13 protein-coding genes are annotated in these 15,651 nt (G+C 72.7%); 2 read left to right on the forward strand and 11 right to left on the reverse strand.

What is annotated here, in order from left to right; translation table 11 throughout:
- Positions 1-128 precede the first annotated feature (128 nt).
- Positions 129-3,335: an isoleucine--tRNA ligase gene (gene ileS, locus ACGFIS_RS07560; protein ID WP_392909159.1), complete on the forward strand. Its 3,207-nt coding sequence runs from the start codon at positions 129-131 to the stop codon at positions 3,333-3,335.
- A gap of 166 nt (positions 3,336-3,501) precedes the next feature.
- The gene (locus ACGFIS_RS07565) at positions 3,502-4,155 is read left to right on the forward strand and encodes a DUF1707 domain-containing protein (RefSeq protein WP_392909273.1); all 654 of its coding nucleotides are present in this window, start codon (positions 3,502-3,504) and stop codon (positions 4,153-4,155) included.
- A 16-nt stretch (positions 4,156-4,171) separates the two neighbouring features.
- Here ACGFIS_RS07565 and ACGFIS_RS07570 read toward each other — a convergent pair whose 3' ends face one another.
- The 11 genes from ACGFIS_RS07570 to ftsW all read right to left on the reverse strand — a co-directional run bounded on the left by ACGFIS_RS07570 (position 4,172) and on the right by ftsW (position 15,651).
- Positions 4,172-5,440, reverse strand: a complete 1,269-nt coding sequence (locus ACGFIS_RS07570) for a hypothetical protein (RefSeq protein ID WP_392909161.1) — start codon at positions 5,438-5,440, stop codon at positions 4,172-4,174.
- Between the two features lie 136 nt (positions 5,441-5,576).
- Positions 5,577-6,509 carry a DivIVA domain-containing protein gene (locus ACGFIS_RS07575; protein ID WP_392909163.1) on the reverse strand — a complete coding sequence of 311 codons (933 nt, stop codon included), beginning with the start codon at positions 6,507-6,509 and terminating at the stop codon, positions 5,577-5,579.
- Between the two features lie 55 nt (positions 6,510-6,564).
- A complete protein-coding gene (locus ACGFIS_RS07580; protein ID WP_392909165.1) occupies positions 6,565-6,861 on the reverse strand; it encodes a YggT family protein in 297 nt (98 codons plus the stop codon).
- A 21-nt stretch (positions 6,862-6,882) separates the two neighbouring features.
- On the reverse strand, positions 6,883-7,419 hold the full coding sequence (locus ACGFIS_RS07585) for a cell division protein SepF (RefSeq protein WP_392909167.1): 537 nt from the start codon (positions 7,417-7,419) through the stop codon (positions 6,883-6,885).
- Positions 7,420-7,523: 104 nt separating this feature from the next.
- A complete protein-coding gene (locus tag ACGFIS_RS07590) occupies positions 7,524-8,225 on the reverse strand; it encodes a YggS family pyridoxal phosphate-dependent enzyme (RefSeq protein WP_392909169.1) in 702 nt (233 codons plus the stop codon).
- Positions 8,222-8,950 (reverse strand): peptidoglycan editing factor PgeF, encoded by a 729-nt coding sequence (gene pgeF / locus ACGFIS_RS07595; protein ID WP_392909171.1) that lies wholly within the window; start codon positions 8,948-8,950, stop codon positions 8,222-8,224. The genes ACGFIS_RS07590 and pgeF overlap by 4 nt, the downstream gene beginning before the upstream one ends.
- On the reverse strand, positions 8,947-10,440 hold the full coding sequence (gene ftsZ / locus ACGFIS_RS07600; RefSeq protein WP_392909173.1) for a cell division protein FtsZ: 1,494 nt from the start codon (positions 10,438-10,440) through the stop codon (positions 8,947-8,949). The genes pgeF and ftsZ overlap by 4 nt, the downstream gene beginning before the upstream one ends.
- A 496-nt stretch (positions 10,441-10,936) precedes the next feature.
- Positions 10,937-11,680: a cell division protein FtsQ/DivIB gene (locus ACGFIS_RS07605; RefSeq protein WP_392909175.1), complete on the reverse strand. Its 744-nt coding sequence runs from the start codon at positions 11,678-11,680 to the stop codon at positions 10,937-10,939.
- 72 nt (positions 11,681-11,752) lie between these two features.
- Positions 11,753-13,159 carry a UDP-N-acetylmuramate--L-alanine ligase gene (murC, locus tag ACGFIS_RS07610; RefSeq protein WP_392909177.1) on the reverse strand — a complete coding sequence of 469 codons (1,407 nt, stop codon included), beginning with the start codon at positions 13,157-13,159 and terminating at the stop codon, positions 11,753-11,755.
- Entirely contained in the window at positions 13,156-14,250 is a 1,095-nt protein-coding gene (gene murG, locus ACGFIS_RS07615) for an undecaprenyldiphospho-muramoylpentapeptide beta-N-acetylglucosaminyltransferase (RefSeq protein ID WP_392909179.1), read from the reverse strand. The genes murC and murG overlap by 4 nt, the downstream gene beginning before the upstream one ends.
- Before the next feature lie 144 nt (positions 14,251-14,394).
- Positions 14,395-15,651: a putative lipid II flippase FtsW gene (gene ftsW, locus ACGFIS_RS07620; RefSeq protein ID WP_392909181.1), complete on the reverse strand. Its 1,257-nt coding sequence runs from the start codon at positions 15,649-15,651 to the stop codon at positions 14,395-14,397.

Below are 15,651 nucleotides of genomic sequence, written 5' to 3' on the forward strand. Positions count from 1 at the left end.
GGATCGTGCCGCCGGGGCGCCCGGTGGCAGGGTCAAGGAGGGTGGTACCGCGGGGCCCCGCTCGGTCGGACCGGGCACGCCTCGTCCCTCCGGTCAACGTGGTCACGTCGATCCGGAGGTCCGCCATCGTGAGCCGAGGTTTTCGGCCGCTGCCAGCGCAGGTCGATCTGCCCGCCCTGGAGCGGGACATGCTGCGCCGCTGGCGGGAGAGCAAGATTTTCGAGCGGTCGCTGGAACGCACCGCGTCCGGCCCCCGATGGGTGTTCTACGAGGGCCCGCCGACCGCCAACGGCATGCCGGGCGTCCACCACGTCGAGGCGCGCGTGTTCAAGGACGTCTTCCCGCGCTTCAAGACGATGAAGGGCTACCACGTCCCCCGCAAGGCGGGCTGGGACTGCCACGGGCTGCCCGTCGAGGTCGCCGTGGAGAAGGAACTCGGCCTCACCGGCAAGAAGGACATCGAGGAGTACGGCGTCGCGGAGTTCAACGACCGCTGCCGCGAATCGGTCCTGCGCCATGTGGACGCGTTCGAAGAGATGACCGAGCGCATGGGCTACTGGGTCAACACCGACCAGGCGTACCGCACGATGGACCCCGAGTACGTCGAAGCGGTCTGGTGGTCCCTGAAGCAGGTGTTCGACAAGGGCCTGCTGTTCCGCGACTTCCGCATCACGCCGTACTGCCCGCGCTGCGGGACGGGACTGTCCGACCATGAGCTGGGCCAGCCCGGCGCGTACGAGGAGGTGTCCAGCCCGTCGGTGTACGTGCGGATGCCCGCCACGTCCGGTCCGCTCGCCGAGATGGGCGCCGCGCTGCTCATCTGGACGACGACGCCGTGGACGCTGGTGTCCAACACCGCCGTGGCCGTCCACCCCGACGTCACCTACGTCGCCGCCCGGCCCGCGGGCTCCGACGAGGTCCTCGTCGTGGCCGAGCCCCTTCTCGACCAGGTCCTCGGCGAAGGCGCCGAACGACTCGCCGCGTACCAGGGCGCCGAACTGGAGCGCACCGCCTACCGGCGGCCGTTCGACCTGGTCGACATCCCGGACGCGCACTACGTCGTCCTGGGCGACTACGTCACCGTCGAGGACGGCACCGGCCTCGTCCACCAGGCCCCCGCGTTCGGCGGCGACGACATGATCGTCTGCAAGCGCTACGGGATGCCGATCGTCAACCCCATCGGGCCGGACGGGCGCTTCCTGCGCGAGGTGCCGCTGGTCGGAGACAAGTTCTTCAAAGACGCCGACGAGCCCCTCACCGATGACCTGCGCGCGCGCGGGCTGCTGTTCCGCGGCGGGCACTTCGAACACAGCTACCCGCACTGCTGGCGCTGCCACACGCCGCTGCTCTACTACGCGCTCCCCGCCTGGTACATCCGCACCACCCAGATCAAGGACCGGCTGCTGGAGGAGAACGAGAAGACCAACTGGTACCCCGAAACGGTCAAGCACGGCCGGTACGGGGAGTGGCTGCGCAACAACGTCGACTGGTCGCTGTCCCGCAGCCGCTACTGGGGCACGCCGCTCCCCCTGTGGGTCTGCGGCGAGGACGAGAACCACGTCACCTGCGTCGGGTCGCTCAAGGAACTGGGCGAACTCGCCGGAAGCGACATGTCCGCACTGGACCCGCACCGCCCCTACGTCGACGACGTGACGTTCCCCTGCCCCGCCCGCGCCGGAGACGCGGACTCGGACCGGTGCGGGGCGGAGGCGCGCCGCGTCCCCGACGTCATCGACGCCTGGTACGACTCCGGCTCCATGCCGTTCGCGCAGTGGGGCGCCCCCCACCGCAACGACGAGGTCTTCGAGAACTCCTACCCCGCGCAGTACATCTGCGAGGCCCAGGACCAGACCCGCGGCTGGTTCTACTCCCTCATGGCCGTCGGGACGCTGGTCTTCGACCGCTCGTCCTACGAGAACGTCGTGTGCCTGGGGCTGATCCTCGCCGAGGACGGCCGCAAGATGAGCAAGCACCTCGGCAACGTGCTGCGGCCCATCCCGCTGATGGACGAGCACGGCGCCGACGCGGTGCGCTGGTTCATGGCCGCCAGCGGCCTGCCCTGGGCGTCCCGCCGCGTCGGCCACGGCGCCCTGGAGGAGATAGTCCGCAAGGTCCTCCTCACCTACTGGAACACCGCGTCCTTCTTCGTCCTGTACGCCAACGCGGCACAGGCGCAGGGCCGCGCGTGGACGCCCGACCGCCTGGGCGAGGCGCCCGCCCCGGCCGACCGCCCCCTCCTGGACCGCTGGGCGCTCGCCGGGCTGCACCGCACCGTCCGCGAGGTCGACGCCGCCCTGGAGGACTTCGACACCGCCCGCGCCGGACGCCACCTGGCCCAGTTCGTCGACGACCTGTCCAACTGGTACGTGCGCCGCTCCCGCCGGCGCTTCTGGGAGGGGCCCGAGACCCCCGACGGCTCGTCGGCCTTCGCGACCCTCTACGAGTGCCTGGAGACCCTCACCCGCCTGATGGCGCCGATGGTCCCCTTCATCACCGACCACGTCTGGGACGTCATCCGCCCCGCCGGCGGCCCCGAGTCGGTGCATCTCGCCGACTGGCCGGCCGTCGACGAGGACCTCGTGGACGAGGAACTGACCGCGCAGATGGCGCTCGTCCGCCGGCTGGTCGAGCTCGGCCGCTCCGCCCGCGCCGCCAGCGGCGTCCGGACCCGCCAGCCCCTCGGCCGTGCCCTGGTCGGCGCCGCGGGCTGGTCCGCGCTGCCCGCCCAGCTCCGCGCGCAGATCTCCGAGGAGCTGAACGTCCTCGGCTTCGAGGAGCTCTCCTCGATCGGCGGCGACCTGGTCGAGTACGAGGTGAAGCCCAACTTCCGCGAACTCGGCAAGCGCTACGCCAAGGACACCCCGAAGGTCGCCAAGGCGATCACGTCCGCCGATCCGGCGGCCCTCGTGGGCACCGTCCGCGACGGCACCGCCGGAGTCGAGGTCGAGGGACTCGGCACGGTGCCGCTCTCCGCGGACGACGTGATCGTCACCGAGCGGCCGCGCACCGGCTGGGCGGTGGAGAGCGCCGCCGGCGAGACCGTCGCGCTCGACCTCACGGTCACGCCCGAACTGCGCCGCGCCGGCCTGGTCCGCGAGGCCGTCCGCCTCGTCCAGGAGGCCCGCAAGGCCGCCGGCCTGGACGTCACCGACCGCATCGACCTGTGGTGGGAGGCCACCGGCACCGACCTGGCCGAGGCGCTGCGCGCCCACACCGGCGAGATCGCCGCCGAGGTCCTCGCGACCACGGTCACCGAAGGCCGCCCCGACGGCCTCCCGGCGACCCGGGACGAGGAACTGGGCCTCACCCACTACCTCCGCAAGGCCGCCGAGTAGGAATCCCGACCACGCGCTCCGCGGGCCGGGTGGCCGGAAGGCGCTCCGCGCCCGAAGGCCGCCCGGCCCGCGGGGGGTCGTCCCCCTTGGGCAACGCTGCAATGATTGGAGGGTGAATCTTCCCGAGCAGCCTTCCGAACCTCCGGCGCGGCCCCCCGCCGCCGGCATGCGCGCGTCGGACGCCGATCGTGATCAGGTCGCCGACCGTCTGCGCGAAGCGCTGGCCGAAGGGCGCATCACGCCGGAGGAGCACGCGGAGCGGATCGACGCGGTCTACAAGGCCAAGACGTACGCCGAACTCGAGCCGGTCCTCAGCGACCTGCCGCCGGCGCAGGGACCGAGGGTCGATCTGCGCAAGGACGAGCAGGTGCCCGCCCCGCCGGCGCCTCAGTCGCCGAACCTGGTGGCGATCTTCGGTGGGGCGGAGCGGAAGGGCCGCTGGCTGGTCGAGCCGACCACCAACGTGTCGTGCGTGTTCGGCGGCGTGGACATGGACTTCCGGCAGGCAGTCCTCAGCCGCAGCGAGGTGACCGTCAACGTCACCTGCGTGTTCGGCGGCGTGAACCTGATCGTGCCGCCCGGGGTCCGGGTCGTCGGGTCCAATGTCGCGATCTTCGGCGGCAACGACCTGCCGGACGACGACACGACGGACCCGGACGCGCCCGTCATCCGGCTGACCGGCCTGGTGCTGTTCGGCGGCGTGTCCGTCACCCGCCGGGAGGTGGGCGGCAAGGGCCGTCGCCGGGACCGGCACGGGGAGGCCCACCGGCTGCACCAGGAGCGGCGCGCGGAGATCCGCGAGCGCCGCCGCGACCGCTGAGCCGCCCCGGGCGGTATCAGTCCCGGGCGTGCTCGCGGTCGGGCTGGCAGACGAGGCAGGGCGTGCAGCCGCGGGACTTGGCCTCGGCGCGGGACAGCGCCTCCAGGTCGTCGGCCTCGTCGCCGATGTCCTCGATGAGGGCGCAGTCGGTGCGGTGGTAGCGCTTGGTGCCGCTCAGGATGCGGACCTGCGGACCGCCGTCGCCGGGCTCGTCCTGCGGGGCCTCGGCGGCCGGCTCGGGTTCGGGCTCCCCGGCCGGCTGCGGCGGGGCGTCGTCGTCGTCGGCGCCGCGGGGCTTCGGAGCCGCGGCCTCCGGGACGGCGGTGTCGGCGTCCGGCTCGGCGGCGGATGCGGCGCCCACGCCGACGGTGGTGTCAGCTGGCGCGGATTCGGCCTCAGCGGGCCGTTCGCCGGCGGAGTGACCCTCCGGCTCCGGCTCGGCGGCCTCGGCCTTCTCCGCGGCCTTGGCGGGCTCTTCGCGGGCGAAGAGGCTCGCCACCGGCATGTCGGTGAGGGTCGGGCCCGCGGGCCCGGGCGCCGGGCGCTCCGGCTCGGCCGACCGGTCCGCCCGCGGGATCTCCGCCGTCTTGTCGAACGAGGTGGGCGCGGAAGCCGGCGAGGGCGCCGGCTTGGCGAGACCGGCCAGGCCGCCCTCAGAGCGCTCCATGCCGGGCTTCGGAGGTACGGGCACGTCCCCTGCCGCCTTGCCCGTGCCGGGTGACACGGGTCCCGACGCCGCGGCGCGCGCCGCCAGTGCGGTGTCGGGCATGCATGCGGTACAGGGGCTGAACCCCTCCTCCTTGGCCTCGGCGTAGGTGAGCTCTTCGGTCTCACGCCCGGCGAGTTGCCGGCAGGTGTCGAGGTGGTAGCGCTTGCGGCCGCGGACGACGAACACCAGCGCGTCCTGGGGGACGTCGGCCGGCGGGGCGGGGATCTCCACCTCGTCGTCGGCCGGGTCCGCCACCGGGGCCTTGGCCGCCGGTACGCCCATGGCGCCGGCTGCGGGGGCGGGGGCGGGGGCGGCCTTCTTGCGCTTGTCCTTCTTGGGCTTCTTGCTCCTGCGGGCGGCCGTCGGTGAGACCCCCGCGCCGAAGAGCTCCTTGCGGCGCAGGAACACCCCGATGGCCAGGCACAGTGCCGAGACGATGCTGACCGCGATCGAAATATAGATCACGAACAGGGCGTCCAGGTTGAACACCTCGGCGCTGTCTCCGTTGCCGGCGACGATTCCCGCTACCAGCAGGGCGATCGCCACCACCACGAGAACGCCGCTCAGGATGATCACAGGGTCTCTCTCCCTCGTTCAGGCCGCTCGGCTCCCCGGCGGCCGGCACCGGCCGGACTCCCCGCGCCGCCGGGAGGGCTGCGGTGCCATCCTCGGCGCGGCGATCGGGAAGACACTATCGCCCGCGATGCCCGCCTCAGCGCCGTTCGTGCGGCGGGTTGTCACCGCCGGCGTGGAACGCCCCGGTCGCGGAGTGCTGCACCTGCTGGGTGTGCTCGGCGGGCGGCGGGAACTGGCCCGGCGCCGGTCCGGAGCCGCCAGGGGCGCCGTTGCGGTTGTCATTGTGCTGCAGGGTGTTCTGCGGGCCCGTCTGCGGACCGCCCTGGGGAACGTTCTGCTGCGGCTGCGCGGGGGCCGCGCCCGGGACGGCGGCGAACGCGCCGGTCTCGGTGCTGCCCGCCTCCAGGTCGCGCAGCTGGCCCTCCAGGTACACCTTCAGCCTGCTGCGGTACTCGCGCTCGAACGCGCGCAGGTTGTCGACCTCGCGCTCGAGCTCCTCGCGCTGCTGCACGAGCGAGCCCATGACCTGGCGGTGCCGCTCCTGGGCGTCGCGGTCGAGGGCCTCGGCGCGGGAGCGGGCCTCGCTGACGATCTGGTCGGCCTGCCGGCGGGCCTTGCCGAGGATCTCCTCGGCCTCGCGGCGGGCGCGGCCGAGCGTCTCGTCGGCCTCGCGGCGGGCGTCGGCGATCGCCTGGTCGGCGGTCTGCTGCGCCAGCGCGAGCACGCGGGCGGCGGTGTCCATGTTGTCCTCGCCGGTGGGCGCGGCGGACATGCCGAGACCGCCGAGGACCGGCTCCGGCTCGGGCTGCGGCTGCGGCTCGGGCCGGGGCGGCTCCGGGATCTTCTGGACGTCCGGCTTGGGCTCCACGATGGGGGCCGCCATGGCGGGAACCTTGCCGCGCAGGCACTCGGCGAGCTTGGCCCGCAACTCCTCGTTCTCCTGGATGAGGCGGTCGAGCTCGGCCTCGACCTCGTCGAGGAAGGCGTCCACCTCCTCCTCGTCGTACCCCGGCCTCAGCCTGGTGGTACTGAACTGCTTGTTCCGCACATCCGCGGGTGTCAGCGGCATGTCTCGTCTCCTTGGCGCGCTTGGAGTCTGTCCCGAAGGACGGTATCCGATCGACCTAACCTCCGCCGAACGCGGAGCCGACGATGATGATCAGGATCCAGACCACAAGGATGAGGACGGTGAAGCTGAGATCCAGCGCAACGTTACCCAGTCGAATGGGCGGGATGAAGCGTCTGAGGAATTTCAGGGGCGGATCGGTGACGGTGTAGGTCGCCTCGGCGATCACCAGTACGACCCCGGTCGGCTTCCACTGCCGGGCGAACGACTGCAGGATCTCCAGGATCAACCTCCCGATCAGGAACAGGAGGAAGAAGTAGAGCACCGCCTGCAGGACGGTTCCAACGATGTTCACGGGTTCTCTCGCATGTGGATCTCAGCTCTGGTTGAAGAAACCTCGTTCAGCCATCCGGGCCTTGTCCTCGGCCGTCACCTCCACGTTGGCGGGCGACAGGAGGAACACCTTGTTCGTAACACGCTCGATGCTCCCGTGCAGGCCGAACACGAGACCCGCCGCGAAGTCGACCAGACGCTTGGCGTCGCTGTCGACCATCTCGGTCAGATTCATGATGACCGGTGTGCCCTCCCGGAAGTGCTCGCCGATGGTCCTCGCCTCGTTGTAGGTCCTTGGATGCAGCGTAGTGATACGAGCGAGGTCGGTGGTACCGGACTCGTACAGCGCCACGGAGCGCCGCTCTATGGTCGACGTGGAGTGATGGTCGCGTTCGCGGTCCGCGGCCTCGTCGGCTCGGGTAAGCTGACCGCCGGATTCGTCCTCGCGACGGCGGCCCTGCCCGGAGTCGGTCTCCTCGTCGTAGATCTCGTACTCGTCGTAGTCGCCGTACTTGTCGTCGTAGCGATCGTCCTCCACAAGGCCGAGGTAGACCGCCATCTTGCGCATCGCGCTGGCCATACGCCCCTCCGTGTCCTGTGGCCGCGGCTCCGGGCGCGTCCGGGGCCGCCGTGGACTGATCCGTTGTGGCGGCCCGCGTTCCGGCAGGTACCACTGGGGGGACATTACCTGACGATTGCCCGTCGGCCGCCGAGCAACGCCGTACCGACCCGCAGGTGTGTCGCGCCGCACGCGATCGCCTGTTCCAGATCGCCGCTCATACCCGCAGAGACGATCCGGGCGCCCGGATGGTTCCGGCGGACACTTTCGGCGATCCCGGCCAGCCGCGTGAAGGCGGGAGCCGGGTCGGCGCCGAGCGGCGCGACGGCCATCACGCCGCCGAACTCCAGGCCGCCGGCCTCGGCGATCACGTCGGCGAGCGCGGGAACGTCCGCGGGTGATGCGCCGCCGCGCCCCTCCGCCTCGTCCAAGGAGACCTGGACGAGGCAGCGCAGGGTGCGGCCGGCGCGGACTGCGGCGTCCGACAGCGCCGAGACGAGGCGGGGCCTGTCCACCGAGTGGACGACATCGGCGTACCCGGCGACGGCGCGGGCCTTGTTGGTCTGCAGACGGCCGACGAAGTGCCAGGTGAGAGGGAGGTCGGCGCAGTCGGCGGCCTTCGGGCGGGCCTCCTGGTCGCGGTTCTCGCCGACGTCGGTGAGGCCGAGTCCGGCCAGCAGCCGCACATCGGACGCGGGGAACGTCTTGGTCACCGCGATCAACGTGATCTCGTCCTCGTCCCGGCCGGCGGCGGCGCAGGCGGCGGCGATGCGCGCGCGCACCCCGGCGATGCTTTCGGCCAGTTCGGCCCGGCGCTCCCCGGTCACGCGTCGCCCTTGAGCCAGACGTATCCGGCGAAGCGGCCGGTGCGGCCGTCGCGGCGGTAGGAGAAGAGCCCGGAATCCTCGATGGTGCAGCGGTGGTCGACGCGGACGCCGGTGACGCCGCCGGCGGCGAGCTGCTCGACGATGCCGGCGCGGATGTCGAGGCCCGGGGTGCCCTTCGACGTGGTGGAGTACGCGGCGGGCACGACGGCGGCGACCTCGTCGCGCATCGTCTCGGGGACCTCGTAGCAGCGGCCGCACGCGGCGGGGCCGATCGCGGCCGTCATCCTCGCGGGGTCGGCGCCCCGCTCGCACATCGACTTCACCAGCGCGGGGACGACTCCGGCGGCGGTCCCGGGGCGGCCGGAGTGGGCGGCGCCGACGATCCCGGCGACGGGGTCGGCCAGCAGGACGGGCGCGCAGTCGGCGACCAGGACGGCGAGGGCGAGGCCGGGGACGGTCGTGACGACCGCGTCGACCGGGCCGGGAACATCGGGGGACGTGACGAACGCGACGCCGGCGCCGTGCACCTGCCGCATGAAGACGGTGCGTCCGGGGTCGACGCCGAGGCGGGCGGCGGCGCGCCGCCGGTTGTCCAGGACGGCGGCGGAGTCGTCGCCGGCCGCGCCACCGAGGTTGAGGGAGTCGTAGGGGGCGGTGCTCACGCCGCCGGCACGGCCGGTGAAGGCGGCGCCGACGCCGTCGCCCAGGGCGACGGTGGTGATCACTTCAGGAAGTCGGGGACGTCGAGGTCGTCGTCCTCGTCGAACACCACGGGACGGCGGCGCTGCCCGGAGGAGGCGGGGCCGCCGTCGCTCTCCCCCGCGTGCACGCGGGAAGGGGTCTGCTCGGACGCCGGGCGGGGCGCGGGGGCACGCGAGCCGCCGGGCTCTCCGCCGGACGCGCCCGCGTCCCGGTCGGCGGGCGGGCCGGGCTGCGGGGAGGCGGTGCCGTCGGGCCGGGCGTGCTCGCCCGATCCGCCGCGTCCGGCGGCGCGGTCGTCCTGTCCCTGTGCGGGCGTCTGGGCCCGGTCGGTGTCGGAGCGCTGCGGTGCGGCGGACGCGTGACCCGCGGTCTGCGGCGCCGCGGCCGCCTGCGCCACCGACTGCTGCGGCGCGGACTGCTGGGCGCTCGCCGGCTGCTCCGATCGCCCGACCCTGCTCGGGATCGGGTTGGCGGGCGCGGCGGGCGCCGCGGACGCGGGCAGCGGCGCGGGACGGGGCGGCGGGGGCAGTCTCTTGGTCTCGGGTTCCGGGGCCGGCTTAGCAGGGCGGCCCTCGTCAAAACCCGCCGCGATCACCGTGACCCGGACCTCGTCGCCGAGCGCGTCGTCGATGACCGCGCCGAAGATGATGTTGGCGTCGGGTGCGGCGGCGTTGGACACCAGCTGCGCCGCCTCGTTGATCTCGAACAGGCCGAGGTCGGAGCCGCCGGAGATGGACAGCAGCACGCCGTGCGCGCCGTCGATGCTGGCCTCCAGCAGCGGGCTGGAGATCGCCATCTCGGCCGCGGCGACGCTGCGGTCGTCGCCGCGCGCGGAACCGATGCCCATCAGCGCCGAGCCGGCGCCGGACATGACGGACTTGACGTCGGCGAAGTCGAGGTTGATCAGGCCGGGCGTGGTGATCAGGTCGGTGATGCCCTGCACACCGGACAAGAGCACCTGGTCTGCGGCCTTGAACGCGTCCAGCACGCTGACCTGCCGGTCGGAGATCGACAGCAGCCGGTCGTTGGGGATGACGATGAGGGTGTCGACCTCGTCGCGCAGCGTCTCGATGCCGGCCTCGGCCTGCATGGCGCGGCGCTTTCCCTCGAAGCTGAAGGGGCGCGTGACGACTCCTATCGTCAACGCGCCGAGGGAGCGGGCGATGTTGGCCACCACGGGCGCGCCGCCGGTGCCCGTGCCGCCGCCCTCTCCGGCGGTGACGAACACCATGTCGGCGCCCTTGAGGACCTCTTCGATCTCCTCACGGTGGTCTTCGGCGGCCTTGCGGCCGACGTCGGGGTTGGCTCCGGCGCCGAGGCCCCGGGTGAGCTCGCGGCCCACGTCAAGTTTCACGTCGGCGTCACTCATCAGCAGCGCCTGGGCGTCCGTGTTGATCGCGATGAACTCGACGCCCTTGAGTCCCTCTTCGATCATCCGGTTGACGGCGTTGACGCCGCCGCCGCCGATGCCGACGACCTTGATGACCGCGAGGTAGTTCTGCGGTGCTGCCACGACGAGGGGCCTTTCCGCTCTATCCGACCGCCCTGCCCGGTCTGAGACCGTGCCGCCGCGGTGTTCCTGACCTGTGTGCACTTGCGGGCCGAGCCCGGCGGGATCCGGCCTTGGAAGCCGGTCCACCAGAACCCTCACCCTCAACTTGAGGCTTACAGTTATGTCAACCTGAGGACTGATACGGACAGTAGGGCGGCCTTACCGCCAGGGTCAACTAACCTCCCCCCAACTCCACCGGCGTGTCGCGAAGGCCGCGGGTTCGCCCTGGTCGGCAAAGGAGATCTGGCCGTTCCCGGGCTGTGCACACCGTCGTCCGCCTTCACTGCGATGTCGGTACCGCCGAAATCAATTCGTCCGCGCCCGCCGGTACTTCCGGCCGACCGTTCAAGCGTGCCCCATCGAACCGCCGGAATCGCCGCGACACACGCACCGGACCCGAACGGCACCGCAAACGCCTTTCCCGTGAAGCGCCCGGACGGCCGGTGCGCCCGGATGCTCACTTCGTCTTGAGCACCTCGGGGGAGCTGACGTCGGCGGTGCGGACGGCCCGCCCCGCCGCCGTGCGCCACAACGCGTCCAGCAGACGGATCTTCTGCTCTGCCCGTTCTGCGGCGCCCCACACCACCGTCTGGCCGCCCGCCATGTGCAGGGTGACCGCCTCGGGCCCGGTCGCGGCCACCTCGCGCAGCCTCTCCCTCAGACGTTCCGGCAGGTCGGAGAGCACGGTGAGGGCCGCGAGGGTCGTCCTGTCGGATGGGCCCGGCGAGGCGACGGTCAGCGTCGGAAACCCGGACGGCCTGCCCTCCCCGTCGGCCACGACGACGCCGTGCCGGTCGATCCGGTGGTAGCGGCCGTCGCGTTCGAAGACGGCCACCGGCACCCGTTCGCGGACCGCGATGCGGACGGTCCCCGGCCAGTGCCGCTCGATCTCGGCGGACTCGACCTCCCGGAGCCGCTCGACCCGTTCCCGGATCTCGCCGGTCGCCAGCCGCGCCATCGGCCTGCCGATGTGGATTCCGGCGGCGGCGACGATCCGGTCGCGGGAGGCCAGTTCGGCGCCGGTCACCTCGACGTACCGCACCACCAGCAGACGGGAGCCGAGCAGCACCCACGTCACCGCACCCAGCGCTCCCAGCACCAGCAGGGTGACGAAGACGACCTTCCACCGTCCCGGACGGCCGTGCTCCTCCCCCGGCCCGCCGTCCAAAGCGGCCCGCCGGCCCGTCCGCGCCTCGGTCATGACCCAAGCTTGGCAGTGTTCTGCCCGCCCGCCGCCGACCGCGCGGCGGCGTGTCCTTCACGAACCGGTCCTTCACGAACCGGCGAGGCGCTCCATGATGAGCGGGCCGAGCCGGGTCACGTCCCCCGCGCCCAGGGTGATGACGACGTCGCCGGGCCGGGCGAGCGCGGCCGCGATGCCGGGTACCTCGTCCCGGACGGGCGCGTACACGGCGTCGGTGCCGGCCGGGACGGCGTCGGCGACCAGCGCGCCCGTCACACCGGGCTCGGGGTCCTCGCGGGCGCCGTACACGTCCAGGACGACGGCGACGTCGGCGAGGCCGAGCGCCGCGCCGAACTCGGCGGCGAAGAACCGGGTGCGGCTGTACAGGTGCGGCTGGAAGACGGCGATGATCCGGCCGCCCTGCTTCTCCCCCAGGTAGTCACGGGTGGCGTCCAGGTCGGCGGTCAGCTCGGTCGGGTGGTGGGCGTAGCTGTCGAACACCTCGACACCGCCCGCCTCGCCCTTGCGCTCCAGCCGCCGCATCGCGCCGCCGAACGCGGCGAGGCCCGCGCGGACGGGCACGTCGTCCAGGCCGAGGGCCTGCGCGACCGCGACCACGGCGGCGGCGTTGAGCGCGTTGTGCCGGCCGGGGACGCCCAGCGCGACCTCGCCGATCCCGCCGATCTCGAACCGGGAGCCGAGGCCCCGCGGGGTGAATCCGGCCACCCGCAGGTCGGCGCCTTCGGCCTCGCCGTACGTCCGGACGGTCAGCCCCCGCGCCCGGGCCCGTTCCGTCAGTTCCATCGCGACCGGGTCGTCGGCGCCGACGATGAGCGTCCCGCCCGGCTCGACGCGGTCGACGAACCTGGCGAAGTTCTCCTTCACCATCGCGAAGCCGCCGTAGTTGTCGAGGTGGTCGGCCTCGACGTTGGTGACGACCGCGATGTGCGGCGTGTACATGAGGAAGGAGCCGTCGCTCTCGTCGGCCTCGGCCACGAACACGTCGCCGGTGCCCTCGTCGGCGCCGAGGCCGGTGGTGACCAGCTGCCCGCCGATGCAGTAGGACGGGTCGGCGCCGGCGTGCTGGAGCGCGACCGTCAGCATCGAGGTCGTGGTCGTCTTGCCGTGCGTGCCGGCGACCGCGACCGCCCGGCGGCCGGCCATCAGCGAGGCGAGCGCGGCCGAGCGGTGCAGGACCCGCAGGCCGCGCTCGCGGGCGGCGACCAGCTCCGGGTTGGTGTCGCGGATCGCCGTGGAGACGACCACGGTGTCGGCGTCGCCGACGTGCCCGGCGTCGTGCCCGACGAAGACCTTGGCGCCGAGGTCGCCGAGCTGGGTGAGCAGCTCGGAGTCGCGGGCGTCGCTGCCGGACACGGCGAGGCCGCGCCGCAGCATGATGCGGGCGATGCCGGACATCCCGGCGCCCCCGATCGCGATGAAGTGGACCCGGCCGAGCTCGCCGGCGGGCACGACGTCGCATGGATCGATCAGGCTCATCGGCCGGCGCCCGCCGAACGGACCACGTCGTACACCATCTGGGCGAGCGCGACGTCGGCGTCGCGCCGGCCCATCCGCCCGGCGGCCTCCGACATGGTCGCGACGCGGGCCGGGTCGGCCAGCACCGGCAGCATGTTCTGCGCGATCCAGTCGGGGGTCAGGTCGGCGTTGTCGACGAGCAGGCCGCCGCCGGCCTCGACGATCGGCTCGGCGTTCAGCCGCTGCTCGCCGTTGCCGATCGGCAGCGGCACGTACGCGGCGGGCAGCGCGACCGCGGCCAGTTCGGCGCACGTCATGGCGCCGGCGCGGCACATGGCCATGTCGGCGGCGGCGTAGGCGAGGTCCATCCGGTCGCAGTACGGGATCGTGACGTACTGCGGTCCGCCGGACACCGGCTCGGGCTCTTCGGTGTTCTTCGGCCCGACGATGTGCAGGACCTGGATGCCCGCCTGCCGGAAGTAGGGCGCCGAGGCGACGGCGGCCTGGTTGAGGGACCGGGCGCCCTGCGACCCGCCGAAGATCAGCAGGGTGGGCAGGTCGGGCAGCAGCCCGAAGTAGGAGCGGGCCTTGTCGCCCATGGCGAGGCGGTCGAGGGTGGCGATCTCGCGGCGGAGCGGGATGCCGACGAACGTGGGGTTCGGCAGCGGCGAGTCGGCGTGCGACACCGCGACGTGCTCGGTGAAGCGGGCGCCGAGCTTGTTGGCGAGGCCGGGCTTGGGGTTGGCCTCGTGGACGATGATCGGTACCTTCCGCTTGCGCGCGGCCAGGTAGCCGGGGGTGGCGACGTAGCCGCCGAAACCGACCAGGATGTCGGCCTGGGCCTGGTCGAGGACGGCCGCCGCCGCGTTGATCGCCCCGCGCAGCCGGCCGGGGACCGACAGCAGCCGCGGGGTCAGCGTGCGCGGCAGCGGCACCGGCGGGATCAGGGCGAGTTCGTAGCCACGCTGCGGGACGAGGCGGGTCTCCAGGCCCCGTTCGGTGCCGAGGCAGACGATCCCGGTGTTCGGGTCGTTGCGGCGCAGCGCGTCGGCGAGAGCCAGAGCGGGCTCGATGTGTCCGGCGGTGCCGCCGCCGGCCAGGACAACCCTCATGCTGGTTGACAACTCCTCAGCGTGTTCGACTGTGTCGGGTGCCGCGCGTCCGGCTAGTGGGCACGCACGCGGACGCGACGTTCCGGCATCCCGGTGGGGGCGGGTCGATCCGGGGGACGTCCCCCGGACCCCCGGAGGGGGTTTTCAACGCCGTGCCAGACCCAGCCAGCTTAGAGCCCTCACGACCGGTCCGGGGCCCCGTGCGGAGAGTGCTTGCCTCGCACCGGGCTCGCGTTTGGCGAACGCGAGCAGCATCCCGAGCACGAACAGGCTCGGGATCAGCGCCGATCCGCCGTAGGACACGAGCGGAAGCGGGATGCCGGTGATGGGGAGGACGCCGATGACGGCCCCGATGTTCACGATGGCCTGCACGACCAGCCAGGACGTGGCGCCCGCGGCGGCCAGCCGGGTGAACGGGTCGGCCACCCGCCGGGCGATCCGCAGGCCCGCGTAGGCGAGCAGCCCGAACATGGACAGGACGACGAGGGTGCCGACGAGCCCGAACTCCTCCCCCACGATCGCGAAGATGAAGTCGGTCTCGGCCTCCGGCAGATAGTCCCATTTGGCACGCCCCTCCCCGAGGCCCGTGCCGAACAGGCCGCCCGAGGCGACCGCGTACAGGCCCTGCGTGCCCTGGTAGTTGGTGGTGAGCTGGTTGCCGGACGGGTCGAGGAACCCGGTGAGCCGCTGCATCCGGTACGGCTCGACGACGATGAGGATCGACACCAGCAGGCACACGAGCCCGGCGATGCCGACGAACAGCCGCCCGGGGGCGCCGACGACCCACAGCAGCGCCAGGAAGATCGTGAGGAGCACCAGCGTGGTGCCGAGGTCGCTGCCCATCATCACCAGCAGGACCACGATGCCCGCGCCGGGCATCAGCGGGACCAGCAGCGGCCGCCACTCGGTCAGCTGCCCGAGCCGCTCCTTGCGGGCCAGCAGGTCGGCGCCCCACAGCACCAGGGCGAGCTTGGCCAGTTCGGACGGCTGGATCTGCACCGGCCCGAGGTCGACCCAGCGGGTCGCCCCTCCCGCGCTGCGGCCCAGCCCGGGGACCAGCACCATCGACAGCACGACGATCGACAGCAGCAGCAGCGGGTAGGCGAGCGCGCGGAACGTCTTCACCGGCAGGCGGGACGCCACCCACATGCCGGGCAGCCCGATCGCCATCCAGAGGGCCTGCTTCTGGAACAGGGGGTAGGCCGAGCCCGTCGCCTGGAGCTGGCTGACGCTGGACGCCGACAGCACCATCGTCAGGCCGAGCGCGAGCAGCATCACCGTGCAGCCCAGGATCAGGTAGTAGGACGTCAGGGGGCGGTCGAGCAGCCCGATGGCGGCGACCACCTGCTCGCGCGGCCCCGGGCGCCCGCCGTCCTCCTCGTCGGCCGGTACGGCGGTCAC

It is taken from the genome of Spirillospora sp. NPDC048824, assembly GCF_043198455.1.
Taxonomy (GTDB): Bacteria; Actinomycetota; Actinomycetes; order Streptosporangiales; family Streptosporangiaceae; genus Spirillospora.

What these genes read in the sequence shown, in the direction of transcription:
- ACGFIS_RS07575 (WP_392909163.1), bottom strand. Translation starts at nt 6,509, where the DNA reads ATGCCGCTGACACCCGCGGATGTGCGGAACAAGCAGTTCAGTACCACC.
- ACGFIS_RS07565 (WP_392909273.1), top strand. Translation starts at nt 3,502, where the DNA reads ATGCGCGCGTCGGACGCCGATCGTGATCAGGTCGCCGACCGTCTGCGC.
- ACGFIS_RS07605 (WP_392909175.1), bottom strand. Translation starts at nt 11,680, where the DNA reads ATGACCGAGGCGCGGACGGGCCGGCGGGCCGCTTTGGACGGCGGGCCG.
- murC (WP_392909177.1), bottom strand. Translation starts at nt 13,159, where the DNA reads ATGAGCCTGATCGATCCATGCGACGTCGTGCCCGCCGGCGAGCTCGGC.
- ACGFIS_RS07585 (WP_392909167.1), bottom strand. Translation starts at nt 7,419, where the DNA reads ATGGCCAGCGCGATGCGCAAGATGGCGGTCTACCTCGGCCTTGTGGAG.
- murG (WP_392909179.1), bottom strand. Translation starts at nt 14,250, where the DNA reads ATGAGGGTTGTCCTGGCCGGCGGCGGCACCGCCGGACACATCGAGCCC.